This is a genomic window from Vibrio sp. QJM3NY_27 (assembly GCF_057785955.1).
In genome coordinates this window covers 1,682,495-1,708,316 of record NZ_CM173512.1, presented here as the reverse complement: position 1 = coordinate 1,708,316, position 25,822 = coordinate 1,682,495, and the positions used below count along the sequence as shown (strand labels likewise).

The window sequence follows — 25,822 nt, the reverse complement described above, 5'->3', positions numbered from 1 at the left end:
CCAGAACTTAAAACAAGCTTTGCATATAATTATGGTTTTAGTGCAACTTTTTGCAATTAAGCTTGATTGTTGAGCAATCACTTCGTTAAAAAATGATTGCTCGATATAGAACGCCGATCTGAAGCTTGAGCCCAATTAATCGCGATTAATTGCCGTTTATCTAGCTATGAGCAGCTAGCTTAGGCCGATAATATTACCATTACTATCAATATCTAATGACATGAAAGCCGGTTTATCAGGTAAGCCTGGCATGGTCATTACGTTGCCGCACAAAGCGTAGATGAAGCCGGCACCAGCACACAGTTTGAGCTCTCTAACCGGTACATCAAATTGAGTCGGTGCGCCTTTTATATGAGCTTCGGTAGATATAGATAATGGTGTTTTGGCCAAACATACGGATAGGCCACCGTAACCATGTTTGTTGAACTCTTTGAGTTGTTTCCTTGCCAGTGGTGATAGCGAAATACTTGCTGCGCCGTATCCGACTTCAGCGACTGCCATCAGTTTCTCTTCTAAGCTTTGCTTAGAGTAGTACAAAGGCTTAAATTTACTCTCTGTTTGGCATGCTTTTACCACGGCGTGAGCCAACTGAACTGCACCTTCACCACCTTGACCAAAGGCTTCACTTACTTCAACGCTGACACTTGGGTCAAAGTCGGTGATCATTTGTTTCAAAGTATCGAGCTCTTGAGCTGAATCTTGTGGGAATCGATTGATCGCAACGACAGTAGGCACTTGATATTGTTTAACGTTGTTGATGTGCCATTTAAGGTTCTCAAAGCCTGCAGTGAGCGCGTCTTGATCGTCATTAAAGATTGAATCAGGCAATGGAGTACCCGGTCTCAAATCGTATAAACCAGAGTTGGCTTTTAATCCGCGTAATGTTGCGACAACTACGGCGCAATCGGGCTTCTTGTTCGACGCTTTAACCTTGATGTTACACGCCTTCTCAAACCCCATGTCAGAGCCGAAGCCGCCTTCAGTCACAACAAAATCACTGAGTTTTAGAGCAATCTTATCGGCAATAATTGAAGAGTTACCATGTGCAATGTTTGCGAAAGGTCCTGCGTGAATCAACGTTGGCACACCTTCAAGGGTTTGCATCAATGTTGGTTCAATAGAGTCCTTCATCGTTACTGTCATAGCGCCCGCGACGTTAAAGTCTTCTGCGGTTAATGGCGAACCTTGATTGTTATATGCGAGTACGACATGGCCGATCCGCTTGCGTAGGTCTTGTAGATCATCGGCCAGCGCGAGAATAGCCATCAGCTCTGAAGCGGCTGAGATATCAAAACCATCTTCGCGTTCAAGGCCATTAATTGTTTTGTCTGCTTCGTTTTTGCCTACTGTGATCATGCGCAATGCACGGTCATTATGGTCGAGTACACGGCGCCACACGATTCTGCTTGGGTCGATGTCTAATGATTTTAAGCCAGAGCGTGTTTCAAAGGCTTCTAATCCTTCACGCTGCTCATGATACAAGCGTGCATCAATGGCTGCAGAGGCGAGGTTATGAGCGGCTGTCACAGCATGAATATCACCGGTGAGGTGCAAGTTTAATTGTTCCATAGGGGCGACTTGAGAGTAACCACCACCGGCTGCGCCACCTTTAACACCAAAAACTGGGCCCATTGAAGGCTGGCGAATGCAGGCCATCGCAGATTGGTTAATCTTTGCGAGGCCTTGTGCTAATCCAATAGTAGTGACGGTTTTGCCTTCGCCAAGAGGCGTTGGTGTGATAGCGGTCACCACGACCAATTTACCATCTTGTTGGTTGGCGAGGCGTTCAAGTGATGTCAGAGACACTTTAGATTTGTATTGCCCTAATGGCTGATGTTCGTTGTGTTGCAGGCCAGCTTGTTTGGCAACTTCACTGATGTTTTTAAGGGGAGTAGAGCGACAAATATCAATATCAGACAGCATATTTGATCCTTATATCAGAACCGAAAGGTTGTACGTAAACGTTTGCGTGGCGATAGTACTGTATAAATTTGCCAAGTAAAGGCAAACCACACGAATTATGTGCTGGAAGATAACAGATCTAAAGAGTCATTGCGCGAGATCAAATGTTAAACGAGCAAAATATTCGATGTGACTACCTTCAGCTGCAGTTATATTAGTGCTGAATACAAAAAGGGCTGCATATAGCAGCCCTTCAGGAATGGAAAATCTAGCTGGTCATCAACTTTGATGAGTTAACAACCTGGCATGGTTGATTAACGATCCCAGTATGTTTCTTCTAAGCTATCTTCGCGTTCTGGTAGTGCACGAGAAAGGCGAGGAGAGTGCTGAGTCAATACTTCGTAGCTTACGCGGTTTGCGTACTTACAAATTTGAGACAGTGACGAGTAAGTTAAGCACGCGTGCTCGTGTTTCTCTGAATTCGGTACGTTCACGTGATGGTAACTGTTCGCTGCCATGTCATGTAGAAGTGCCGAAAGCGCGCCATCACCAGCACCGTTTGTGTTTTTAATCTCAAGTGGGCCACCTAAGTAAGGGCCGATGTGAGAGTACACTTTGACTGGGTCTTTACAGTCTTGCTTACGCATCGCACGGCTGAATTCGTATTTGTTAAATTCAGGAATGTTACCCGGTAATAACGGTAGTGTGGTTTCGCGTTTCGCTGGCTCGTCAGTGTAGCCTGCCATGTATAAGCCGACAGGACCTGCAGTGCAGAGAACTAGGTCAACCCACTCAAGCGCTTTGTTCGCCGCTAGCAAAGGATCTTTTTCACCGGTTAAGGCTTCACCTTCATCTTCGTTCATTGCGACGATGGTTACGTTCTCTTTCAGGTATTCTTGCCACCATTCAGCGTTACCTTCGATCACGTACTTCGTACCAAGCGTCAGTACAACTGGCACATTGTGCGCTTTCGCGTATTCAATCGCTTTTTGTACCGCTTTTGGCATCGGATCTTCAGGCTTACCGCGCATTAAGTATGAAGACACAACCAATGCAGACGCTTTTTCAAAAATCTGTTCAGGAATACTTTCAGGGAGTAGTTGGTTCATGTGTCCTTCGTTGATCGCAAACGTACGTTCGCCATCTTCGGTAATGAGCGTGTAACAACGACCAATTGGACCATCAACGGTTTGTAGGTGGTTTAAGTTCATACGAGAAGAAGTGCGGCAAAGGTAGCGGTAACCAAATGAGCCAACTTCAATCTTCTTAGACATTACGCCAAGCAGGACAGATTTACTGTCTGCAAGTACGGAATAGTTGTGCAATGTATTGCCGATAGTATCGCCAGGGTATTGATGCGTGATCAAACCGCGTTGAACTAATTCTTCATACAGCGCATCTGCTTTACTTTCTTCCAATACTAGTGAGTGACCTTTACTCAGCTCGTATTTTTCTAGGAACGCGTTGTCAACACGGGCCTCGATATCAACAATAGTTTGACCCACACCGACAATTGTTGCGCGGTGAAGCTTAGGTGTTTGTTGAATTTGGTTGACCAACGGATCACGGGCGTGAGTTGGAAAGTAGTGCTTAGATTTACGCTGTCCAGGAAATTTCATATGACAAATACAGTGAAAAAATTTTGCCGCATGATATCACATTTTGTTTCTGTTTCTTTCATTTTTATTACATTTTGAATCACCTGCGCAATGTCTGTACAGGTGATTCAGCTTACTCTTGCTTCAGACCATTCGTGTGAGACTATTCGACTGGAACGAGTGTTGCCGGATCTACGTAAGCCTTTGTACCCCATAGCGGAACGGTTGAAAGGCTATGTTTGAAACTGCCTTCTGTTTCTTTGGTTGTGTAAGACAAGTAAAGCAGCGATTGATTCTCAGCATCGTAGATACGACGAACCTTCATCGTTTTAAAAAAGATACTTTTCGACTGCTTGAATACCACTTCACCTGATTTACTTTTGTCTATTTTAGCAATCATTTCTGGAGTGATTTCGCCCGTTTGACGACAAGAGATAGAGCTATCGCTTGGATCAGAAAGGCTAAGATTTGCTTCGATTGATGCAATGTGACAAGTCACACCTTCGATCTTATCATCATCTAAAGATGACATTTTGATATCCTTCATTGTGAAGAATCCCAAAGAGACGTCGCCAACCTCGTTGTCCGAACAGCCTGCCAACATTGTGATGATACCTGCTGCTATTAAGGCTTTTTTCATAAGAAGTCCTTTTTATTTATATAGTTCTGTTTACTATAAGGATATTGAAAGCTTGAATACGAGTGTAGAGCTTTTCACCGAGTTCTTAAAGGATGTTATGAGAGAATGAAAAATATGAAGCATTTAAAGTACTTGTTGGTGTTAGTTATGCTCTGTATCCTTTCTGCATGTAGCTCGGCACCTACGCCGACCATATGTCTTCCAAATAACTGTGATATTTGGGGTTACTAATCTTAGGTACTAAAAGAATGAATAACGAAATACCTGAAAGCGCGCATAAGAAAAACCAATGGCTGTTTAGCCAACTCGACATTGCTTATCCCGCAAAGGAGAGCTTGCTAGGTCGAGAACTTTATCAAAGCAGACTCCCATCCAAGAATTACCAACTCCTCGCTCAAGATCAAATTCCTTCCCAAATTGATGAACTTCATAAAGTCGATTTCCATAAACTGACGGTACTTTTTTCACTTAACCAAGCCAGTGTTTATCACGATGAAACCGAAAGGGCACATATGCTCGAGTTCTTGAGTCAGATTATGTTGTCTGATGAGCATGTTTTATACATTGGTACTCAAAGTGGTGATGTTGTGGCGAGTGCTATTGTCACAGAAGTGGAAGACTCTCTGTTGATCTCCGACGTGATTATTGAAAACGGTCAAGATATCAACGGCTTTGCCAAGCAGTTACATGATTTTTGGGCACAAGATCATGCTTCTCACGATAAAGTGTGGGTCGAGAACTAAAGATTCTTTGAGAAAGCGTTAATCTAAGTACAATACCCCATCTTTTATAAAGGGTTTTGTATGTACAAGCTATTGATATCAATCGCTGTATTGTGTGTTAGCGCTTTTTCTACAGTCAGTTTTGCTACCGACTGGGATATCAAACGCATCCTAGTTTTACACTCATACGAACCTTCTTACCAATGGACTGCTGACTTTCAGAAAGGGATAGACAGTGCGTTCAGCCAATCTCAAACCGAAGTTAAACTCTCAATCGAGTATTTGGATACAAAGCGCGTCCATAGCTCTGAGTACTACCACTCTCTCACCGATTACTTACAAGCCAAATACGCAGGTTATAAATTTGATGGTGTTATTGCGACTGACGATAACGCGGCTAATTTCCTTGAATCACTGAGTGCGTTGATTGACCGTGCGACACCTATTGTTGCGGCGGGTATCAATGACATAAGCACCGATATGTATGCGGTGTCTGATAGAGCGACTGTGCTTTATGAAAACGATCAGATAGACGTCAATATTAAGCTGATCTCTAAACTAAGACCTAATCTAAAGAACCTCTATTTCATCAATGATTACAGCGTCACTTCTGAGCTAATCCGTAAAGATATAAGCCATTTTATGGCAGGCTTTCCATCGATTAATTTGGTAGAAATACGCGATTTGTCGCTCAAGCAAACAAGTGAGTTCTTGAAAGGGGTCTCTGTTGACGATGCGGTCTTACTGAGCCACTACAATACTGAGTTAGATCAAGGTGTATATCATACCTATCAAGAGGTCGCGGAAACCTTATCTGCATCGAGCGCCGCACCAGTGTTTGCGTTATGGCAGTTTAATATAGTCGGTGATGTACTCGGAGGTTATGTAAACCACTCGCGAAGTATGGGCGAAGAGGCCGTTAGTGCATTGGATAAGTATGTGCCTCTTAATTTTTCTACACCTTTAGTTCCCGGTGACAACAAGCGTTTTGTTTTCAATTATCCGGCGCTTAAAAAGTTTGGTATTGGTGATAATGTACTGCCGACAGGATCTGTGATTGTTAACGAGCCTTCCTCCTTTTTACAAAAGAACTTTCAATTGTTGTTGGGCTTAATCATGGTCATTACAGGGCTGAGCGTGATTATCGTGATGCAATTTATTACCCTGCGCCAAAAGAAAGAGTTGGCAAAAAAGAACAAGCGAATCCTTGCTCTACAGAAACAAACTTTGAATGTTCAAAAGGACATGATTCATGTGTTGGGTGAAGCCATTGAAACTCGCTCTGGCGAGACGGGTAATCACGTTAAGCGTGTAGCCAAGTTATCCGCATTGCTTGCCAAGTATCGTGGCTTGAGCCATCGCGAGGTCGAGATGATTGAGATCATAAGCCCGATGCATGATGTAGGTAAGATTTCGGTTCCGGAATCTATCTTGGATAAACCAGGTAAATTGACAGACCAAGAGTGGGATGTAATGAAACTTCACACCACTGCGGGCTACAATTTACTGAAGAGCGGAGCGGGTGATATTACCAACCTCGCAGCAATCATTGCTAACGAACATCATGAGCGTTGGGATGGCACTGGATACCCTAATGGTAAGGTAGGTGAACAAATTCATTTGTTTGCTCGCATTACTGCGGTAGCCGATGTATTTGACGCATTGCTTAGTGCCCGCTGCTACAAAGAGCCATGGCCATTAGAGATGGTCGTCGATTTGTTCGATAGAGAGTGTGGCTATCAATTTGACCCTAAACTAACCAAACTGCTACTGAAACACTTGCCCGAGTTTGTCGCCATCCGAGATTCGTATCCCGATACTGGAACTGTAGAATATGCGTCTGTACCTTCGATTGAAGTTAAGGTATTAGAAGAGTCGGTTGTTAGCTAACTCTCGCTCTATCTGAATAGTCTATAAGTCTTGGTTTCTTTATCAATTCGCCATAATCCGACTAGGACGTGGCAATTTATATTTTCCACTGAAATTAAGTCATTTATGTAAACCTTGCAGTATTTGGTTTGGCAGATTCTGGGTTAATTTGATGAAAGCTGTTGCTTATGTCGAGCCATAAGGTGATCAAGCCCATATTTCGCGAAGAGAAATAAGCCTGCGTCCGTAAACTGTTATCTTAATCATCCCACGCATTGAAAGAACACTATAGGATAAAACTTGAATTCAATGCGAGTGAGAGAGCTATGCGGTTAGAACAGACTAAATGTGTAATTTTCGATTGTGATGGAACACTCATCGATAGCGAAAAGCTTTGTTGCCAAGCCTTGGTGAATGTATTCACCGGCTTTGGGGCGGAGCTAAACGTTAATGACTGCTATGCGCACTTTCAAGGTGGAAAGCTGGCCGACATCTTAATGGATACACAGGAACGTTTAGGGCTATCTATCTCGATTGATACGCTTGAGCCGTTATATCGTATTGAATTAGAAGCCTTGTTCCAACGTCATTTAAAGCCGATGGATGGTGCCATCGAGCTCATTGAATTTCTAAAGCGACAGGACATCGAATTTTGTATCGCTTCTAATGCGCCTAAGTCTCGGGTTGAATCTTCATTGGCCATGACAGGAATGCTTGATGACTTTAAAGGTAAAGTGTTTTCAGCTTTTGATGCCAACAGTTGGAAGCCAGAACCTGACCTGATTATGTATACAGCCATGAATATGGGCTTTTTACCCAATGAGTGTATCTATGTGGACGATACTTTGAAAGGAATTGAAGCGGGTGTTCGTGCGGGTATTCAATCTTTCCGATTGCGCCCAAGTATCAATGAATCAGTCGTAGATCCCGAAGCCGACTCATCAGAGGTAGCGGCTCAGGATATCTACAGTTTGGAAGAGATTTCGGTTTGGATTAATGGCAAACACTGCTCAAGTGGTGGAATACCGAACCCTGCAGCTTTGGTGGGGTAGAGCCTAGCTGAAGGCTGACTACCTTACTAAATTGTTTAGTGTGAAAACCGCAAGAGGCACAAGTAAACTTTTCTCCACTTTCTGAGAGCAGATATTCGTCGTGTTGGCATAAAGGGCATGTAATGTCGTCGGTGTTTGGTGTTTCTGTTTTATTCATTATGTGTCACCTGCAGCAAGAGGGTAAGCGAAAAAAGACCCGTTTAATTAGATTACCCCTAAGCTCGAATATTAGACAGTTTTGACACTTGATAATCTCGCCTTTGCGACTTGCTTCATGGTAATGATAATCTCATCGTTAAAGACCATGTGTTTCCTGCAGTTATTAAAGGAAGTTGTTATTAAAGGAAGCTGTAATTAACGGACGTCGATAAAAAAGGACTCATGATGAGTCCTTTTTAGTTTCGCTTAATTTAACTTGGTCAGCCTAAGTGAACACTCAAATCTAAGTGCGGTATCTTGCCAAAGTTTTAGACAAAGAAACTGATGCGTCTGTCAGTGTCGACACGCCATTTGAAGAGTTTTGAGCCACTTCTTTAATCACATCGGATTGACTGCGAATATCGTTAAGCTCAGCTGCGATGGTGTTCGCTACGTTGCTTTGCTCGTCCGCTGAGGTTGCAATCTGAATACTCATATCCATTAGCGCTTGAGCTGAGTCAGCAATCGAGTTTACATCGTCCCCAATGTTTGAAATCAGTTGGCTGCTAGTTTGCGCTTGATCGACCGTTTGCTCGGTGATCTTAGCGATATTTTGGCTCTCTTGCTGTAAGCGTTCAATCATCGCTTGGATTTCAACCGTAGCCGACTGAGTGCGACTTGCCAGTGTTCTTACTTCATCCGCAACAACTGCGAAACCACGGCCTTGTTCACCCGCACGAGCAGCTTCAATCGCGGCATTCAAAGCAAGCAAGTTAGTTTGCTCTGAAATAGCGTTGATCGTCGTGATCACTTCATTAATTTGGCTAGTGTTCACATTCAAGCTAGTAACAGAAGATGAGGTTTGCTCAATCAAAGAAGAAAGGGTGGTGATTTCTGAGATGGCTTGTTGAACTTTCGTATGGCTGTCGTTGATTTGCTGCGCGTCTTGTTCAGTTTGTTCAGTTGAACGTGCTGAAATGTTAGAGACTTCATTGGCTGAAGCGGTCATTTGATCCATAGCAGTAGCAACAGAGTCTAGAGACGCATTCTGGCTCATGATTTGTGTTTCACTGCGCTTCATCTCTGCTTCGAAAGAAGCCGATGTTTCGCTTAGTGTCGCTGCACTGTGGTTTACGTTGTTGACTAGCTCACTAAGCGTGTCCATTGAACGGTCAAGTGCACAACCAATCGTACCAAACTCATCTCGTCCTGGGTGGAAACCAAGGCGTGATGTTAAGTCGCCATCACCAATTTTTTGAGTAGTTGAGTAAAGCACCCACAATGCACCGCCTAGAAAAGTCGCCACCCAGTAACAGAAAAGACCAAAAGGCACACACCATAAAAAACTGAGTAATAAAGAGTACAGTGCTTGCTGCTTTTGATTCTGTGTATCGATATTTGAAACGGTAAGAGAGTAGTAGTTACCATCTTGTGCAATGGCTGTTGCTGTAACTGCACCATTCTTCAATATGGTTGTTTCTTGAGGACGTGTTTGTTGGCTAACTGAACGAACGGAAGCTGGGGAATCTGACGCTGATAAGATGCCTTGCAATTGATATTCAACCTGCTGTTTTGCACTCGCGTCAATTTGTTCCATATTGTTGACGTAGTTGAGGCCAGCGAGGCTTGCCATAGCGGCAAAAAAGATCAAGAAAATGACCCAAAACTTGTCGTTGATAGACATTTTAATAAACAGTTTATCTATCGTTCGAAATTGTACTTCTTTCATAAAAACTCCACGGTAAATCCTTTACCGTGGACTCTAAATAACCGACCTCAATAAAAATGTGATGCCAATCGACTAATTGTGAAAATTAATGATACCAACATATCGTTTATGAGATATCTATCAAGTATTTTTGTTCTCTATGGGTTTATTAGCCCAGAGAAGGCAATAGCCCTACTGAAATAAGGATTTGAATCGCAATGATAAAAACGCCTACGCTGCCAACTAAAAACAGCGCTTTACTTCCACCTAACACTTGGTAAGTCGCTTCGTTGCCTTGAGGTTCTACAGAGAAATCCGTGTAACGAATCTTGTATACCATCACTGTCGGCAGCAAAATTGCGAGCACTGAAAGTGCTATGGCTGCGTAGCCCAGAGCTGTAATGAAACCCTGTGGGTAGAACAAGGCAAAACCTAATGGCGGTAAGAAAGTGATAGCGGCTGTTTTAACGCGTTTTGCACTGCCTAGTTTCTTGCTCAGTGAATCCCCCATGAATTCAAATAACCCCAAGCTCACACCAATAAAAGAAGTCAGCAGTGCAAGGTCTGCGAATACGCCAACAATAACGCTAAGGTTTGATTGATGAACGGTTTGTGACAATGAGACTAACAGTGCGCCCAAACTTGTATCCGATAAAAGCTGCTCTTGGCTGATCACACCTAGAGTTACACTCTGCCAGAAAACATAGATGACCAAAGGCAGTGCAGAGCCAACAATCATGACCTTACGTAGAGATCGAACGTCACCATCTAGGTATCGAACAATTGAAGGGATGCTGCCGTGGAAGCCAAAAGAGGTAAACACAACTGGAATTGCAGCAACAATCAGCCCTTGCTGTAAAGGCATGCTCATTAGGTATTGAGAGGTGATGTTTGGTGCTAGGAAGCTGAGTACCAGTACCATCGCAATCAGTTTAAGTCCGAATAAAACGCGGTTAACTTTATCAACACTGTGCGTACCAATCGTCACAACGCCAGCAACTAACAGTGTGAATAGAAGGGTTGTAATTTGGCCATTAAGCTCAAAGCCTGAAATATCCGAGATACGCTGATTAAACTGCGCACCACCACCTGCGATATAAGCTGCACACAGAGCGTAGAAAAGGAACATAACTGCAAAGCTAGCGATCCACTTACCTTTTGTCCCTAAGATTTTGTCAGCTAGCGTGTGTAGGGTTGCGTCAGAATCAGCGAATTGATGTAGTTCTACCATTAACAATGCAGTAAAGGCCATTAGAGCCCATAAGCCAAGCATTAGAAAAAGTGAGGTTGAAAAGCCAATACCTGCAGAAGCAAGTGGAAGAGCGAGCATGCCAGCACCAATAGTGGTGCCTGCAATGATCAAAGTACTACCAAAAACCTTTGATTTATTCATTGTATATAATTCTTTACGTTAGGGTGTGTTTTCATTGTAATTCTTCTAGCTTAAGCGCATAAACCCAAAGAATATCTCGATTTTCAAGTATTCTGATTGAGTTTAATTCCAAATGCAATGTCTAATGTAATTAAAAATATCCACTGTAAACTATAATTTACGACTGGTGAGTTGGAAGCACTCAAATGCCCGAAGCAAACGTTTGACCATGATCTGCTTCAAAATTTGTAGAGTAATTTGTTGTACTTGGTGTAAGGTGACAGTACATATGTCGTTCGCGTATACCCCTTTAGCGTAAACAAGCGCTAATGATCGCGAGTAGCTTCAAGCTATAAATATGGAATGGGTAGAGTAGAGTGCGTTCATCAAAGTGACATAATATAAGTCCAAGATGGTGCACTAGTTAATCGGACATCATGTCCGCATCAAGGAATAGAGGGGGCACTATGAGTGACCAATCTTTTAATGACGAAAGTCTTGAGTTGTTAGATGCCATGGAAATTGGCATTGATTTATCTGACTACGAGCAGGCGGTTAAACAATTAGCAGAAGAACTTTTTAAGTCTTCGAACTAGGTTTTACCTGAACTAAAGGTTTCTGTAGTTCAACGTTCTCAAATTAGACAATTCTTAAACTGAGCAAATCTCATTCGCTCACACGTCATAACAAAACTATCCTCATTAAAGTTCGCGAAGATAAACGAGTACGTTTACCATGTTACTTAGTTCTCGATACTTTAATGAGGTTCAATGAACTTTCTCGCACACCTCCACATCGCTCAACACTGTAAAAGTAACTTAGCTGGTAATCTGTTAGGTGACTTCGTTAAAGGCGACCCTAATAAACACTATTCAACCTCGCTTTCAGACGGAATAAGACTTCATCGATTCGTGGATAGTTACACAGACCGCCACGATGTATCCCGATCGGCAAAATCGCTTTTTTTAGGCCAAACGCGTCGCTTTGCACCTATTGCACTGGATGTATTTTGGGATCACTGCTTAGCCAATCATTGGACTCAGTTCTCGCAGCAGACGTTAGAGCATTTTTGTTTCGATAGTCATCAACAGATCTTTGAACATCAAGAGCCACACTGGCCTGAGAACTTCATTACGATTCATCAGAAGATGGCTGAACAACGTTGGCTGGAAAGCTATCAAGACATGTCTTCCATAGAGGTGGTATTGCAACGTATGGCGTTGAGAAGGCCCAAGTTAGGCATGCTCAAAAATTGTTACGACGACCTCGAACGTCACTATGATACGTTGCAGTGTCACTTTAATGAGCTGTATCCCAACGTTTTAGAAGAAGCGAAGCAGTTTAATGCACTTCAAATGAAGAAAAATCAAAAGGAAAGGTAAACAGCGTAATGCAGGTTTGCTACAATCCGCGCCTATTTAATCTTTGAGCATCATACTATGTCTGAATCTACCCGATCTTTTAACCAACTAGGATTGTCTGAGCAACTTCTTACAACGCTATCAGAGCTAAACTTTACGGCTCCGACTAGTGTTCAAGAACAAGCTATTCCATTGGTACTGGAAGGCAAAGATGTACTGGCTGGTGCGCAAACGGGTACCGGTAAAACCGCGGCGTTTGGTTTGCCGATTATTCAAAGATTAATCGAGACTAAAGACAATGTTATTCCGAACCCTAAGCTCGTTCGTGCACTTGTGTTAGTGCCAACGCGTGAATTGGCACAACAGGTGTTTGATAACGTAACGAGTTATGCGAAAGGCACCGATATTAAAGTTGTGGTGGCTTACGGCGGCGTTAGCATGAAGGTTCAAACCGATAACTTACGTGGAGGCGCCGACATTCTTGTAGCGACACCTGGTCGTCTTATTGACCATATGTTCACCAAGAACATAATGTTGAGCCAAACGGAAGTGTTGGTATTAGACGAAGCCGACCGCATGCTAGATATGGGCTTCATGCCTGACATCAAACGCATTCTTTCTCGCATGAACGACGTACGTCAGACGCTGTTCTTCTCTGCGACGTTCGACAATAAAATTAAAGCGCTTGCACATCGAATGATGCAGTCACCAAGCGAAATTCAAGTTACGCCAAAAAACAGCACCGCTGACACCGTTACCCAGATGGTTTATCCGGTTGATAAATCGCGTAAAAGTGAACTGTTGGCCTATTTGATTGGCTCAAAAAACTGGCAACAAGTGTTGGTGTTCACGAAAACTAAGCAGGGCACTGATGCTCTAGTTAAAGAGCTTAAGTTAGACGGTATCAAAGCGGCATCAATCAATGGTGATAAGAGCCAAGGTGCGCGCCAAAAAGCACTGGACGATTTCAAATCAGGCAAGGTGAGAGCGTTGATTGCAACCGATGTGGCAGCTCGTGGTATTGATATCCAGCAGCTAGAACAAGTTGTGAACTATGACATGCCATTTAAAGCTGAAGATTACGTTCACCGCATCGGACGTACTGGCCGTGCAGGTAATACCGGTTTAGCGATTTCTTTGATGAGTCAGGATGAAGCGTACCTATTGGGTGACATTGAACGCTTACTTGATACTCGCTTACCTCAAGAGTGGTTAGAGGGCTTTGAACCAAGCCTAGAAAAAGATGTAGCCCCTGATCGCGGTGGTCGAAGTAAAAGTCGTTCATCAGAAAAACGTAAGATGAAAGCGAAGCTTAAGATTCACCAAAACCGCGGTAAAGCACGTCGCTAACAAGCTGGATAAAGCTCCAGTTTAAAGATCTATAGATATAAAAATGCGCCGTTACAGTTGGTTCTGTAACGGCGCATTTTTGTTTCAAGTAAATCAATTTATGACCAAGGAAAATAAAAACACTGGATTAATGATGTTCTTGATTGCACTTCCATACACAGGGCACTTCATAAATTAGCTCTTCTAGGCTAATTGGGTTTAGCACCCATTGGTCTTCGATTCTAAACTTACTTACCATTTGTGAGTTGAATAGTTGCCAATGCTTAAGTAGGGCATCTTCGGGCGAGGTGACCATATCGCCTTCGTTCCATGTGCTTTCCATGAAGGGAGTTAGGCATACCGCACCGTGCGCATACATGATCATTTGCCATTTAATCTCATAAATGTTGATCAAGTTCTTTGGATTCGCATCGTTATATTGTTCAGCTAACATGTTGATTTCTTTTTCAACATCGCCAACATTGTCGATAAAGTAATCGACCAAGTTGTCTTTTTGACGAACAGAGTCAGTGATAAGTTGCATCGGTTTTCGTGAGTGAATCATGTTGCTAAAGAGGCGCATACTAAATAAATAGATAGTAATGTTTGGTGCGACGCCTTTTGGTAACTCTTCCACTATCTTAGCAATATAAGACTGAAAATAGGCGTGTAAACAATCACTTATCGCATGCCAGATTTTTTCTTTGCTGCCGAAGTGGTGGCGAATAAGGCTATGCGATACACCTGCTTTCTCACTGATGTTACGAAGCGAAACGCTATCATAACCATGCTCACAGAACATATCCGCAGCAACACCCATGATCAAAAATCTCGTCTCTTCAGCGTCTTTTGCGCTTCTTCTGCCTTGTTTCTTTTCAGTCATCTTCATTTCACACATTTACCTGATTACCACATTCTACACTGTTTTTACTCAAATAAAAAATACTGCACAGGTGGAAAGTAAAGCTTGTGGATTACGGAATTTTGAATATACTGCCCACCTGTGTAATAAATCATAATAATTAAATGGAGAGACATCATGCAGTCCAATTTGTCTATCAATGCCATATCGAGCAAGCGCATGGGAGCTGTGATTGCAGCACTATTGCTCGCAGGCTCTTTGACCGGATGTAATAAGGTTCAGTCAGAAGAAACGGTTCAAGTTGTTAAGCCTGTAAAGCTGTTTGAGATTCCTTTGCAGACGGATATCGAGCTTGATAGCTTTATCGCAAAAGTGGATGCAACCGACCGTGCTGCGCTTTCCTTCCAAGTAGGAGGCGATATTGAAACCTTCGATGTTCGTATGGGACAAGAAGTGAAGAAAGGTCAGGTGCTCGCCGTATTAGATGCGACGGATTACCGTATTGCGGTTGATGCAGCACAAGCAAAATTTGATCTTGCAAATAGCCAATACAAACAAGCTTCTGAGTTGTACGCGAAAAAGTTAGTCAGTACTGATTACTACGACCAAGCCGTGAACACCTTTACTGCCGCTGACGTTGAGTTGGACCAAGCAAAAACAAACCTTGGCTACACCACCTTAGTTGCTCCATTCGATGGCGTGGTATCGATGGTGTTTGGAAAACAATATCAATTGATCGCAGAAAAGCAGCCTGTACTGAATATTTTGAATCACAGTGAGATGGACGTGACGTTTTCAATTCCAGTATCAAAGCTTGAAGACCGTTCTATTCAAGACCTAACGAGCTCAAACATGTGGGTTGTGATGGATAGCCACCGTGGTATTCGTATCCCGACTCGCTTTAAAGAAATCTCTACACAACCAGATGAAGACACCAACAGCTACCAAGCGGTTGTATCCATCGAAAAGCCGGAAGGCATCAATTTACTTTCTGGAATGACAGCGCAAGTTGAAGTTCAGGAGCATAAATCTGACTACGGTATTGGCATTGTTGATTCAGCTTGGTTAACCAAAGAAGCTGACCATGGTGAGCTATGGCGCTATAACCCTGACTCTCAATTGATTTCTAAAGTACAAGTCCTTCTTGATGAGCAAGGCAAGGTTATTGATGGATTGTCGTCTGGCGACCTTATCGTTGAAGCGGGTGTGGATGTGTTATCCGATGGACAGCAAGTAAAAGCTTGGTTACGTGAGGGAGGTATTTAATGAACCTTTCCAAATTATCAATTGTTGTCGCGTCGGCTATGTTGCTTCAAGCCTGTAACAGTGAAGCCGTACACCGTGAACAACCTCCTCTGCTAGTTTCTACCTTTGAAGTTGGCGCGCCGCTGACTGATCAATTCAGAAGTTTTAACGGTCAGGTAATGCCCGCTGAATTGACCCCCTTGGCATTTAAGCTCGCAGGCGAAATCCAACAAGTCTTGGTAGAAGCCGGTGACAACGTCGAAAAAGGGCAGTTACTTGCGACCTTAGACAACGCAACGTATCTCCAAGATCTTACTGATGCTAACTCTCAATTCAAACTGGCGAGCAAACAGTTGGTCCGTGGTTCGGAGATGTTTGGTAGCAAGATGTTGTCGCAGTCAGAGCTAGACCAACTAACGGCTAACTATAAGCTGGCATCAGCGAATTTGGCGGCTGCAGAGCGCAAGCTAAGTTACACAGAGCTTTTAGCGCCATTTTCCGGGACCGTTTCTACCGTGGACAAGCAACGTTTCGAAAACACGATACCGGGTGAAACACTATTAAGCGTGTACCAGAACGACAAGGTATATGTACGAATTCAAGTATCAGATTCGATCTTGGCATCGATCAGTCCAGACATGCGTTCAAATAGCTATCGTCCTGAGGCGACCTTTGGCGGTCACACTGGCCAATATCCACTGACGTATTTGGAGCACACCAGTGAATTGCACCCGCAATCGCGTACTTACGAATTTTGGATGCAGATGCAACAACCTAAAAACGAAATCCTGCCGGGCACCAGCGTTACGGTGAACGTGGATATGGCGAAAGCTGGCTTGAGCGATGTTCAAGGCTACCAATTACCAATGACAACTTTAGAAGCGGGTTCTGAAGCGAATCAGTTTTATGTGTGGAAAATGGAAGACGGACAAGCATTCAAAAGCGAAGTAGAAGTCGACAAGATCAGTGGCCAAGGCGCATTAATCGCTCATGGTGTTGAGCAAGGTGATCGACTCGTAAACTCGAATCTAAGAAAACTCCGTGACGGAATCAAATTGTCAGGAAAAGCAGAATGAACATCGCAGAATATTCAATAAAGAACAAAGTAATCAGCTGGCTGTTTCTAGTCATTTTGGCCATTGGCGGTGTGACGTCTTTTGGTAATCTATCCCGTTTAGAAGACCCAGCTTTTACCATTAAAGATGCAATGATTATTTCAACTTACCCTGGCGCTACGTCAATGGAAGTTGAGGAAGAACTGACTTATCCCCTTGAGAAAGAGATAAGACAGCTCCCTTATATTGACAAGATCACTTCGACCTCATCGAATGGCATATCCCAAATTATGGTGAGCATGAAGATGGACTACGGTCCAGACGAGCTACCACAAATATGGGATGAAATGCGTCGTAAAATCAATGATCTACAGCCAACACTACCAAGTGGTGTTAACTCAGTTCAGATCATTGATGATTTTGGTGACGTATTTGGTGTGATGATCATGCTGACTGGTGATGGCTACGATTATGTCGAGCTAAAACAGTACGCAGATTACCTAACACGTGAAATCGAATTGGTCGATGGTGTCGGCAAAGTAAGTATTGCGGGTGACCAACAAGAGCAATTGTTTGTTGAGATGTCACTTGAGCGTTTAGCAGCACTGAACCTAGATATGTCGATGGTAACGTCACTGTTAGCACAACAAAACAGTGTGGTATCGGCAGGTGAGGTAATGCTCAATGGTCAAAGCCTAACGATCAAACCTAACGGTACGCTGAGCACAGTTGAAGAGCTAGAAAACCTAATCATTCATGGTCGTGACACTGGCAATCTGATTCGTTTGAAAGATGTTGCTGAGGTCACTCGCGGAATCCAAGAAAAACCGGGCAATGTCTTAACTTACAACGGCAAGCCAGCTATTAACCTAGGTATTGCGTTCTCTTCAGGCGTAAACGTCGTCGAAATTGGTAGCGCGTTAGATGCCGAACTGGATCGTTTAGAAAGCATTAAGCCAGCCGGTGTTGAGTTGAATTACTTCTACAACCAAGCACAAGAAGTGGACAAGTCTGTTGCTGATTTCTTGATCAGCCTAGTGGAAGCGGTCGCAATTGTTATCATCGTACTTCTGTTCGCGATGGGCTTGCGCAGTGGTTTGATCATTGGTTTGGTTCTGTTGCTGACTGTATTCGGTACGTTCATTCTTATGGACTACAACGATGTTGAACTGCACCGTATCTCGCTGGGTGCTTTGATCATCGCACTGGGTATGCTGGTGGATAACGCGATTGTTGTCGTTGAAGGTATTTTAGTTGGCTTGAAGAAAGGCAAAACCAAGCTTGAAGCAGCGAAAGACATCGTGACACAAACACAATGGCCACTATTAGGTGCAACCATTATTGCTATCACAGCCTTTGCACCTATCGGCTTGTCGAAAGATGCAACGGGCGAGTTCATGGGCTCGTTGTTCTGGGTATTGTGTTTCTCGCTATTCTTGAGCTGGGTAACGGCGCTAACATTAACGCCTTTCCTGGCTGAGATGTTGCTTAAAGAAGAAGACAAGGTTGATGAAAACGTAGACCCTTACAAAGGCATCTTGTTCGTTGTATTTGGTGCGTGCCTGAAAGTAGCGCTTCGATTTAGATGGCTTACTGTTGTCAGCATGGTTGCGCTATTAGCGGTTTCCGTTGTCGGCTTTGGTATGGTGAAACAGCAGTTCTTCCCGCCATCAAACACGCCAATGTTCTATGTAGACATGTGGATGCCGGAAGGTACTGATGTTCGTGAAACGATCAAGCAGACAGAAAAAGTCGAAAGCTACATTCGTCAACAAGACGACGTAGAGTTTGTAACCACAACGGTTGGGCAGGGCATGCAACGTTTCGCGCTGACATACCAACCAGAGAAAAGCTACGAAGCGTACAGTCAGTTACAAGTAAGAACCACTGACCGTGACACCATGTTCGAAGTCCTAGAAGAGTTAGACAAGGACTTAGCCAACAAATTTGAACAACCTACGTTCCAATTCAAATTGATTGAGTTTGGCCCGTCACCAGCTTCAAAAATCGAGGCTCGTATTAGTGGTGCCGACCCACAAATCTTGCGCAGTATTGCGGTTGAAGTGGAAGACATCTTGTTAGCGGACCCAGGCTCTCGAAATGTTCGTCACGACTGGCGTGAACGTACCAAAGAGCTAGTGCCACTGTTTAACGAATCAAAGGCTCGTCGTCTTGGTATTTCAAAGACGGATCTGTCCGAGACGTTACAGATGGCGTTTGGTGGCTACAACATCGGTTTACTGCGTGATGGTACTCATATGTTGCCTATTGTTGCGCGTTTACCTGAAGCAGAGCGTTTTGATTTTGAATCACTGAACAATGTGAAGATTTGGAGCCCATCGCTACAAACCTACATTCCCGTTGAACAAGTGATTGATGGTGTAGAGCTTCAATGGTCTGAACCACTGATTCAACGTCGTGATAGAAAACGTACGCTAACCGTCCTGGCTGATCACGATGTATTGGGTGATGAAACGCCGGCTAGCTTGTTTGCTCGTGTTAAACCAAAGGTAGAAGCATTAGAGCTACCAGCAGGTTACAACATTAGCTGGGGTGGTGAGTACGAAAGTTCGAAAGATGCACAAGAATCTCTATTTGGTTCACTGCCAATGGGTTACTTGTTGATGTTTATCATCACCATGCTTTTGTTTAATTCGCTTCGTAAGCCACTTGTGATTTGGTTTACGGTACCACTTTCTATCATTGGTGTTTCGATTGGTCTGTTAGGTACCAATATGCCATTCAGCTTCACGGCGTTCCTTGGCCTACTGAGCCTAAGCGGCATGATTTTGAAAAACGGTATCGTCCTGCTTGACCAGATCAACACCGAACTCTCAACAGGTAAAGACCCATACCTAGCGGTTGTCGACAGCGCGATTAGTCGTGTACGACCGGTATCTATGGCAGCATTGACGACTATCTTGGGTATGATTCCTTTGGTATTCGATGCATTTTTCGGCTCGATGGCGATTACCATCATGGCAGGCTTAGGCTTTGCTACAGTACTAACGCTAATAGTAGTACCAGTGATGTTCGCTATTCTATATAGAATCAAACCGTCCACTGCGGGTTATTAGGGAATGATATAAAATAGATTCTTTTAAGCCAGCCTAGTCAATTTTGACTGGGCTTTTTTATGGGTGTGATTTGGCGACTAAGGGACTATAGCGTCAGCGAGCGTTGCGTTAAGAAAGAGATAGGTATTAAAAAGCCGCTAACCAATGGTAAAGCGGCTTCCTGTAGAATAGGGAATAGGGAATAGGGAATAGGGGGCAGTTCTAGATTGCGAGGCGGAGATCTAACTCAATCGGCTTTGGCATGGCTAAGTGATAGCCTTGATACATATCGAAGCCTAAGCTTTGCATTGCTGCGAGCTGTTGTTCGGTTTCGATACCTTCGATTACGGTCTTAGCACCAATTTGATTAGCAAGGCTAAGAACCAATTCCATCTCGCTTGTGTCGCCTTGTTCAAAATCCAACATGACAGAGCGATCTATCTTGATGATATGAGGATTAATATGACGAACGCGCTGTTCTGTTGACGCTTGTGTTCCAAAATCATCAACAGCAATTTGAAAGCCGTTCTCTGCGAGAGAGTGAGCAGCATCTTTCAAGCGTTCTTCACTTTCTGCATTCAGTTCTACCAGCTCCATGACGATTTGTTCGCATGAAAGGTTAAGTTCATGCAGGCGTTTAGCCAACAGGCTGTCACTGACTTTTTCTGCGGCAAACAGCTCACCAACGTTTGGAAGAACGTTTAGGAAGAGGTGTAAATGACGAATATTCGATTGCGCGAAGTTACGGATATGGATAGCGCGACTCAGCCTTTCTACATTGATCTTGTCAGTGCACAAGGTATCGTCGGAATGGAAGAAGTGATCAGGACGAACAACATCCCCTTTGCTATTCGAAATACGAACCAAAGCCTCAACGCCTATCTGAGTCATTGAACTGTCAAATATAGGTTGATAGACACTTCTAAGTGTTAAGTCTTGATATTTCGCAATAAACTGCATATCGGCATCCACAGATATACAGCTAATAAATTCACTTCTGTCTGATAAAATCATAGTCGCTAATAAAGGTGTTTATTTAATGACGAAAATATACGTCATGGCTGTCACAATATTGACAGGTGTAAGTAAATTGTCAATTAATAAAAATTCATTTGTAGGGTCAATATTTAAATAAATATAATTAACGAAAAATCAGCATGATAAATGACATTAGCCATTAAATTTACTTATCATTCACTATATTTGATAGTTGCAGTGAATTTAATGGCTAAGTAACGTCTCTCATATTAACCCCAGCCAATATAAGGCTAGAATGCTGATACACCAGAGAAAAGTAGGGTTAAAGGCTTAGATTGTGGGGGAATGTCAAAGTTACAAAACAGAGAGACTAAGCGAGTTACATAGAAATGGTATCTATCTCTCAAAATCGAGACGGCAAGTACAACAACTATTAATAATTAAAACAGAAGGTTCGAATAATTAATGAACAAGGAATGAGTTGTCTTTTATAAAATATTGGGATGAAGGTCTAACAATTTACTTTCAATATTGAATGAAAAAGTTGACCCGTATTATCACTGCCATTGAAGTACCGCATAAAGTTGCAGGTATTTACGAACCAATTGTTGATTTCCTGACCGTTTGAGTGGGTGGCTGAATTTAATAAAGCAAGGGCTGATTCTGAAATTGTTATTTAAATCGGAAGCGAATTGAGAATCACTCTCTCTTAGGGTGATGCCCTGCTGGCTGTATTCCGTTATCTCGTCTGGGAGTTCTCCCATCCACCAATGTAACAACTCACTACTGTTTTTACTTCGGCTTATCCAATGGTCGGAGACAATAATCAAAACGTCATTTGGCTGAATGGCAAATCCATACTCTTGCTGCCAGTTATGAATGTCTAGCATCAACTTTTTACGACAGGTTTTTCCTGCACTCACCATATGATGGCTGATCATCCAAACGGTACCTATTTCAGAAGAGATTCGGAAGTGTCGAGGGTTTTCACCAGAAGAGAGCATTTCGAGTGGGCTGATGTTGCTTGCATGGTTAAAGCTAACAAAGGTGTGTTCCATTCGTCGGGCAAAGGCTTTGCCGATGTGATGCTCACTGATTCCTTGATTGTGTACCGTAGGGTAGTGGCGTTCACATAGCTTTAGGCAATCATCTTGAAATTGATTGACGCTTTTAATCACTAGATCTAATAACAATGAAGTCCCTTATACATAGTTACTATCTTATTGATGGGCAATAGTACGGTAATTGAGGTTCCATTACCTATCGCCAAAGTGCGAGTTCTTGATCCCTCTATCAAAATTAGCTATTGCCGAGCGATTTTATGGATAGCACTGGCACTTCAATGGTCTGTATTCTAAATTATGAGGAATTCTAATTAGTTAGAAGGATTATGCTTAGTTAGCAAAGTTACTGGTGGCTAGCTTAATCTTAGTCAGCTAATCACAATTGATCTACTTACTCTTTATTTGGAAACATTCATGACTATTCAATTAGATTCGAAACAAAAGTCTGAACTCACTCATACGCTTCAAAAGTACCTTCAAGATGAACTCGATGTGGAACTTGGTCAGTTCGACACGGAATTTTTGGTCGACTTCATTAGCAAAAAGTTTGGTGCTGTGTATTACAACAAGGGGATAGAAGATGCTCAGAAAGTCATGGAACGAAAAATGTTAGATATCTCAGATGAGCTCTATGAAATTGAACAAATCGTTGAAATATAGAATCAGCAAGCGATTGTTCGACAAAGAAATTTGTCAATAAGGCAACTTGTTCAAAAATTTTGAATAACTTGTTTAATTTGAAATGATGTAACTAATGTAAAGCTTGGTAAATAATATGTTACACAAACTTAGTGTAGGGTACGCTTTTCAAAATTACACGACTCGTTAACATTCGGAACAGATGCATGGACAACAACGTTAAAAATTACAATCCCTTAGCAAGAGCAATGCATTGGATTTCAGCACTCGCAATATTTGGCTTATTTGGTGTAGGCCTATGGATGGTTGATCTTTCATACTACAGCGAGTGGTACAAAACAGCGCCAGACTACCACCGTTCGGTAGGCATTCTTTTGGCTACAGTTACTGTTCTCCGTTTGCTTTGGAAACTAGTTACCGCGTCACCTAAGGTGGAAGGCAAAAGTTATGAAGTTGCAGCCGCTAAGATAGCGCACGGCTTTATGTACATTAACCTAGCGGTTTTATTTATTTCAGGTTATTTGATTTCAACATCAGATGGCCGTGGGATCGAGGTGTTTAATTGGTTCACTGTTCCAAGTATGGGTGAGCTATTTGAAAACCAATCGGATCTCGCAGGAACGATTCACTACTATGCTGCATGGGTACTGATCATTATGGCATCAGTGCACGCCTTAGCGGCGATAAAACACCACGTTATCGACAAAGACGATACGCTACGAAAAATGATAGGAGCTTCAAAATGAAAAAGTCAATTATCGCTACAGGATTAGCACTTGCTATGGCAATGCCTTTCGCTGCGAACGCCGCTGATTACGTGATTGATACAAAAGGTGCGCATGCTTCAGTTAACTTTAAAGTTAGCCACCTAGGTTACAGCTTTATCCAAGGTCGTTTTAACACGTTCTCAGGTGATTTCTCATTTGATGAAAGCAACGTTGAAGCGTCTAAAATAAACGTAACGGTTGATACTACAAGTCTTGACTCAAACCACGCAGAACGTGATAAGCACATCCGTAGCGGTGATTTCATCGATGCAAGCAAGTTTTCTGATGCTACATTCAACAGCACGAAAGTGGTTGATAAAGGCGACGGCAAACTTGAAGTTATGGGCGACCTTAAACTTCATGGCGTAACTAAGCCTATCGTTATCGAAGCTGAATTCATTGGTGCTGGTCAAGACCCATGGGGCGGTGAGCGTGCTGGTTTCGTTGGTACAACTCGTCTAGAGCTTGCTGACTTCAACATTCCAGTAATGGGCGCTTCAAGCTATGTAGACATGGATCTGCACGTTGAAGGTGTAAAGAAATAATCTAGCTTTCAATATTCGCTGACAGGTATCAACATTTTTTAGAAACATCAAAAGTTTGGTCGATACTAAAGAGGTCAGCAGCTGGCTAGTTAGTTAGTCATCGGGAAAGTAGTAAAATAGCTAAAATATAGAGAAAGGCGCAAAGTTTTCATTTTGCGCCTTTTTTATTGAGGTAAATGGCGACGCGTTTGGGTCTGTTTTGTGTCAAACCTTTTACTGCGTCTTAAGCCACCATTTACTTCTAGCCAGTCAACGTTGCCATGACTGATTTTCCTAAGTGAACGACTAATCCCTAATCATCCAGCTTTGTTTTGGTTAAGTTACTATTTGTTAGTCAATTCGTCTTGCGTTAAGCCGTTTCTAGTTCAGCCTTTGGAACCACGTTTAGTCGGTCACCGTAGATTGGACGTAGTGCTTGCATCACTTCAATGCGAGTTAACACACCGACCATTACGCCATTTTCTAACACTGGCAGCATATGTGGTTGGCTTACTTTCATCGCTTTTGCACGCTCTTCTAGAGAAAGAGAAGTCAGGCGAGTGGCGTAGCCCATGCTTGTAGTAGGGTAAAGTTGCTCTTTGTCGATACATAGGAATTCAGCAACATCGACCAACTTATCGCTAGCAGAGATAGCGACTACGTCACGGCTCATTAGGTCTACCACTTTCTGGCCTTTAGTCGGAATGTAGTCTTGGCACCAAAGGTCAACCATTACGTCATGAACAGAGAAGATACCCACTAGGCGACCTTCAACATCGCAAACAGGAGCGCTAACAAGTTGAGCGTCTAGAAGGGAATCAATTGCGACTGATGTAGGCATTTCTACGCTCAGTGTAATTGGTTGAGTGTTCATGATTTGCTTGATAGTCGTTGCTGTGTTCATAGTGATTTCCTTAACTGACGTAATTTCTGTTGTTTGTGTAATTGCTGTAATTTTTGCTGCTTTCAGCTGCGGGCGACGGTAAATGCTCCAGTTAGCTAAGCCGACCAATACTGAACCACCTACAATGTTGCCGATTGTCACTGGTATTAAGTTTGCGGTGACAAATTTCATGATGTTTAAGTCTGCGTACTGAGCAGGCGTTGCTCCGATTTGCATCCAAAAACTCTCTGGTGCGAATGTTTGAATCGTGATGCCTAGTGGAACCATGAACATATTCGCCACACAGTGCTCAAAGCCTGAGCTAACGAACATTGCAACGGGTAATACGGTCATCATTGCTTTGGTCATGGCGTTCGCAGAGCTGAACGTTAACCAAATCGCTAAACACACCAATAAGTTACAAAGCACACCCAAAGCAAAAGCTTGAACAGGGCTGTGGTGTAGCTTGTGTTGAGCAATGTTCAGAGCGTTTAAGCCCCATTGACCGCCATCCAGTTGATATAAGCCTGCTGCGCTTACCAAAGCCAATAGGAACATGGCACCGATAAAGTTACCGACGTAGACCTTGCCCCAGATAGACAACATCTTGGTGAAGGTTATCTGCTTGTTAGCCCATGAAATGCTTGATAACACTGAACTGGTAAACAGCTCGCCACCGCAAATCACAATCAGGATTAACCCCATACTGAATGCAAGACCGCCGGCTAAACGACTCAATCCCCATCCAGCATCAGCGCTACCCGTGGTCACCGTGATGTAGAATAAAAAAGCAAGCCCGATGAATGCGCCAGCCATGATTGCCAAACTCAATGTCATGCTGCTGGTTTTATTTGCTTTGCTTAATGCAAACTTCTCGGCTTCCGCCATCATTTCTGTTGGCGAGAACAGCTGCTGATTTTCAGAAGTGCTGGTTGCCATATCCCCCCCTTGAACAATCCGTCATGTGTAATTCCTAGTGTTAACGACTTGGTTAATCCGTAATGGTTAATCAGTGATTTTTTGCAGGGCTCGTTGTGTCCTGCCATTCCAGATTAGGG

21 protein-coding genes are annotated in these 25,822 nt (G+C 43.1%); 12 read left to right on the top strand and 9 right to left on the bottom strand.

The annotated features are described in order from the left end of the window. Positions 1-174: 174 nt before the first annotated feature. The 3 genes from AC3CIA_RS23175 to AC3CIA_RS23165 all read right to left on the bottom strand — a co-directional run bounded on the left by AC3CIA_RS23175 (position 175) and on the right by AC3CIA_RS23165 (position 4,140). Positions 175-1,923, bottom strand: coding sequence for a formate--tetrahydrofolate ligase (locus AC3CIA_RS23175; protein WP_488519161.1), 1,749 nt, complete (start codon positions 1,921-1,923; stop codon positions 175-177). 293 nt (positions 1,924-2,216) lie between these two features. Then, positions 2,217-3,521: an inosine/guanosine kinase gene (locus AC3CIA_RS23170; RefSeq protein WP_054546914.1), complete on the bottom strand. Its 1,305-nt coding sequence runs from the start codon at positions 3,519-3,521 to the stop codon at positions 2,217-2,219. A gap of 142 nt (positions 3,522-3,663) precedes the next feature. Beyond that, a complete protein-coding gene (locus AC3CIA_RS23165) occupies positions 3,664-4,140 on the bottom strand; it encodes a CreA family protein (RefSeq protein WP_017088239.1) in 477 nt (158 codons plus the stop codon). Positions 4,141-4,388: 248 nt separating this feature from the next. On the opposite strand from AC3CIA_RS23165, the gene AC3CIA_RS23160 reads away from it, so the two are divergent. The 3 genes from AC3CIA_RS23160 (at position 4,389) to AC3CIA_RS23150 (ending at position 7,783) form a co-directional block, all read left to right on the top strand. Beyond that, positions 4,389-4,883 (top strand): hypothetical protein, encoded by a 495-nt coding sequence (locus tag AC3CIA_RS23160; protein ID WP_372290093.1) that lies wholly within the window; start codon positions 4,389-4,391, stop codon positions 4,881-4,883. A 60-nt stretch (positions 4,884-4,943) separates the two neighbouring features. Then, positions 4,944-6,752 carry an HD domain-containing phosphohydrolase gene (locus tag AC3CIA_RS23155; RefSeq protein ID WP_488519160.1) on the top strand — a complete coding sequence of 603 codons (1,809 nt, stop codon included), beginning with the start codon at positions 4,944-4,946 and terminating at the stop codon, positions 6,750-6,752. Positions 6,753-7,057: 305 nt separating this feature from the next. Then, positions 7,058-7,783, top strand: coding sequence for an HAD-IA family hydrolase (locus tag AC3CIA_RS23150; RefSeq protein ID WP_488519159.1), 726 nt, complete (start codon positions 7,058-7,060; stop codon positions 7,781-7,783). Between the two features lie 442 nt (positions 7,784-8,225). Here the strand turns inward: AC3CIA_RS23150 and AC3CIA_RS23145 are convergent, their stop codons facing one another. Together AC3CIA_RS23145 and AC3CIA_RS23140 are read right to left on the bottom strand one after the other, a co-directional pair. After that, complete coding sequence (locus tag AC3CIA_RS23145; protein WP_488519158.1) at positions 8,226-9,650, bottom strand: methyl-accepting chemotaxis protein; 1,425 nt, start codon at positions 9,648-9,650, stop codon at positions 8,226-8,228. Between the two features lie 148 nt (positions 9,651-9,798). Beyond that, positions 9,799-11,022 (bottom strand): aromatic amino acid transport family protein, encoded by a 1,224-nt coding sequence (locus tag AC3CIA_RS23140; protein ID WP_171328545.1) that lies wholly within the window; start codon positions 11,020-11,022, stop codon positions 9,799-9,801. 446 nt (positions 11,023-11,468) lie between these two features. On the opposite strand from AC3CIA_RS23140, the gene AC3CIA_RS23135 reads away from it, so the two are divergent. The 3 genes from AC3CIA_RS23135 to AC3CIA_RS23125 all read left to right on the top strand — a co-directional run bounded on the left by AC3CIA_RS23135 (position 11,469) and on the right by AC3CIA_RS23125 (position 13,712). Next, on the top strand, positions 11,469-11,597 hold the full coding sequence (locus AC3CIA_RS23135) for a hypothetical protein (protein WP_004730901.1): 129 nt from the start codon (positions 11,469-11,471) through the stop codon (positions 11,595-11,597). Positions 11,598-11,771: 174 nt separating this feature from the next. Continuing rightward, positions 11,772-12,383 carry an acyl carrier protein phosphodiesterase gene (locus tag AC3CIA_RS23130; protein WP_488519157.1) on the top strand — a complete coding sequence of 204 codons (612 nt, stop codon included), beginning with the start codon at positions 11,772-11,774 and terminating at the stop codon, positions 12,381-12,383. Positions 12,384-12,440: 57 nt separating this feature from the next. Then, positions 12,441-13,712 carry a DEAD/DEAH box helicase gene (locus tag AC3CIA_RS23125; RefSeq protein WP_017088235.1) on the top strand — a complete coding sequence of 424 codons (1,272 nt, stop codon included), beginning with the start codon at positions 12,441-12,443 and terminating at the stop codon, positions 13,710-13,712. Positions 13,713-13,839: 127 nt separating this feature from the next. Here AC3CIA_RS23125 and AC3CIA_RS23120 read toward each other — a convergent pair whose 3' ends face one another. Beyond that, on the bottom strand, positions 13,840-14,580 hold the full coding sequence (locus AC3CIA_RS23120; RefSeq protein ID WP_171308672.1) for a TetR/AcrR family transcriptional regulator: 741 nt from the start codon (positions 14,578-14,580) through the stop codon (positions 13,840-13,842). A 150-nt stretch (positions 14,581-14,730) separates the two neighbouring features. Between AC3CIA_RS23120 and AC3CIA_RS23115 the strand changes: the two genes are divergently transcribed. The 3 genes from AC3CIA_RS23115 to AC3CIA_RS23105 are packed head-to-tail and all read left to right on the top strand — an operon-like array spanning position 14,731 to position 19,930. After that, entirely contained in the window at positions 14,731-15,819 is a 1,089-nt protein-coding gene (locus AC3CIA_RS23115; RefSeq protein ID WP_488519156.1) for an efflux RND transporter periplasmic adaptor subunit, read from the top strand. Continuing rightward, positions 15,819-16,874 carry an efflux RND transporter periplasmic adaptor subunit gene (locus tag AC3CIA_RS23110; RefSeq protein ID WP_488519155.1) on the top strand — a complete coding sequence of 352 codons (1,056 nt, stop codon included), beginning with the start codon at positions 15,819-15,821 and terminating at the stop codon, positions 16,872-16,874. Before AC3CIA_RS23115 ends, AC3CIA_RS23110 begins: the two co-directional genes overlap by 1 nt. Further along, positions 16,871-19,930: an efflux RND transporter permease subunit gene (locus AC3CIA_RS23105; RefSeq protein ID WP_488519154.1), complete on the top strand. Its 3,060-nt coding sequence runs from the start codon at positions 16,871-16,873 to the stop codon at positions 19,928-19,930. Before AC3CIA_RS23110 ends, AC3CIA_RS23105 begins: the two co-directional genes overlap by 4 nt. Positions 19,931-20,131: 201 nt before the next feature. Here AC3CIA_RS23105 and AC3CIA_RS23100 read toward each other — a convergent pair whose 3' ends face one another. Together AC3CIA_RS23100 and AC3CIA_RS23095 are read right to left on the bottom strand one after the other, a co-directional pair. Next, entirely contained in the window at positions 20,132-20,869 is a 738-nt protein-coding gene (locus AC3CIA_RS23100; protein ID WP_081279982.1) for an EAL domain-containing protein, read from the bottom strand. A gap of 575 nt (positions 20,870-21,444) precedes the next feature. Further along, a complete protein-coding gene (locus AC3CIA_RS23095; protein ID WP_054546903.1) occupies positions 21,445-22,080 on the bottom strand; it encodes a hypothetical protein in 636 nt (211 codons plus the stop codon). Positions 22,081-22,365: 285 nt separating this feature from the next. Here AC3CIA_RS23095 and AC3CIA_RS23090 point away from each other — a divergent pair, with 285 nt between their 5' ends. From AC3CIA_RS23090 to AC3CIA_RS23080, 3 genes are all read left to right on the top strand, one after another. Then, on the top strand, positions 22,366-22,611 hold the full coding sequence (locus AC3CIA_RS23090) for a DUF2164 domain-containing protein (protein WP_017059821.1): 246 nt from the start codon (positions 22,366-22,368) through the stop codon (positions 22,609-22,611). A 185-nt stretch (positions 22,612-22,796) separates the two neighbouring features. Further along, the gene (locus tag AC3CIA_RS23085; protein WP_171328558.1) at positions 22,797-23,336 is read left to right on the top strand and encodes a cytochrome b; all 540 of its coding nucleotides are present in this window, start codon (positions 22,797-22,799) and stop codon (positions 23,334-23,336) included. Next, positions 23,333-23,902: a YceI family protein gene (locus AC3CIA_RS23080; protein WP_004730890.1), complete on the top strand. Its 570-nt coding sequence runs from the start codon at positions 23,333-23,335 to the stop codon at positions 23,900-23,902. The genes AC3CIA_RS23085 and AC3CIA_RS23080 overlap by 4 nt, the downstream gene beginning before the upstream one ends. A gap of 349 nt (positions 23,903-24,251) precedes the next feature. Here the strand turns inward: AC3CIA_RS23080 and focA are convergent, their stop codons facing one another. Further along, positions 24,252-25,703 carry a formate transporter FocA gene (gene focA / locus AC3CIA_RS23075; protein WP_054546901.1) on the bottom strand — a complete coding sequence of 484 codons (1,452 nt, stop codon included), beginning with the start codon at positions 25,701-25,703 and terminating at the stop codon, positions 24,252-24,254. Positions 25,704-25,822: the final 119 nt, after the last annotated feature.

Bases quoted from the DNA above. Each gene is read 5' to 3' on its own strand.
- AC3CIA_RS23110 (WP_488519155.1), top strand. From the start codon at position 15,819: ATGAACCTTTCCAAATTATCAATTGTTGTCGCGTCGGCTATGTTGCTT.
- AC3CIA_RS23085 (WP_171328558.1), top strand. From the start codon at position 22,797: ATGGACAACAACGTTAAAAATTACAATCCCTTAGCAAGAGCAATGCAT.
- AC3CIA_RS23080 (WP_004730890.1), top strand. From the start codon at position 23,333: ATGAAAAAGTCAATTATCGCTACAGGATTAGCACTTGCTATGGCAATG.
- AC3CIA_RS23120 (WP_171308672.1), bottom strand. From the start codon at position 14,580: ATGAAGATGACTGAAAAGAAACAAGGCAGAAGAAGCGCAAAAGACGCT.
- AC3CIA_RS23165 (WP_017088239.1), bottom strand. From the start codon at position 4,140: ATGAAAAAAGCCTTAATAGCAGCAGGTATCATCACAATGTTGGCAGGC.
- AC3CIA_RS23090 (WP_017059821.1), top strand. From the start codon at position 22,366: ATGACTATTCAATTAGATTCGAAACAAAAGTCTGAACTCACTCATACG.
- AC3CIA_RS23155 (WP_488519160.1), top strand. From the start codon at position 4,944: ATGTACAAGCTATTGATATCAATCGCTGTATTGTGTGTTAGCGCTTTT.
- AC3CIA_RS23175 (WP_488519161.1), bottom strand. From the start codon at position 1,923: ATGCTGTCTGATATTGATATTTGTCGCTCTACTCCCCTTAAAAACATC.
- AC3CIA_RS23140 (WP_171328545.1), bottom strand. From the start codon at position 11,022: ATGAATAAATCAAAGGTTTTTGGTAGTACTTTGATCATTGCAGGCACC.
- AC3CIA_RS23100 (WP_081279982.1), bottom strand. From the start codon at position 20,869: ATGCAGTTTATTGCGAAATATCAAGACTTAACACTTAGAAGTGTCTAT.
- AC3CIA_RS23135 (WP_004730901.1), top strand. From the start codon at position 11,469: ATGAGTGACCAATCTTTTAATGACGAAAGTCTTGAGTTGTTAGATGCC.
- AC3CIA_RS23105 (WP_488519154.1), top strand. From the start codon at position 16,871: ATGAACATCGCAGAATATTCAATAAAGAACAAAGTAATCAGCTGGCTG.
- AC3CIA_RS23170 (WP_054546914.1), bottom strand. From the start codon at position 3,521: ATGAAATTTCCTGGACAGCGTAAATCTAAGCACTACTTTCCAACTCAC.
- focA (WP_054546901.1), bottom strand. From the start codon at position 25,703: ATGGCAACCAGCACTTCTGAAAATCAGCAGCTGTTCTCGCCAACAGAA.
- AC3CIA_RS23150 (WP_488519159.1), top strand. From the start codon at position 7,058: ATGCGGTTAGAACAGACTAAATGTGTAATTTTCGATTGTGATGGAACA.
- AC3CIA_RS23115 (WP_488519156.1), top strand. From the start codon at position 14,731: ATGCAGTCCAATTTGTCTATCAATGCCATATCGAGCAAGCGCATGGGA.
- AC3CIA_RS23160 (WP_372290093.1), top strand. From the start codon at position 4,389: ATGAATAACGAAATACCTGAAAGCGCGCATAAGAAAAACCAATGGCTG.
- AC3CIA_RS23145 (WP_488519158.1), bottom strand. From the start codon at position 9,650: ATGAAAGAAGTACAATTTCGAACGATAGATAAACTGTTTATTAAAATG.
- AC3CIA_RS23130 (WP_488519157.1), top strand. From the start codon at position 11,772: ATGAACTTTCTCGCACACCTCCACATCGCTCAACACTGTAAAAGTAAC.
- AC3CIA_RS23125 (WP_017088235.1), top strand. From the start codon at position 12,441: ATGTCTGAATCTACCCGATCTTTTAACCAACTAGGATTGTCTGAGCAA.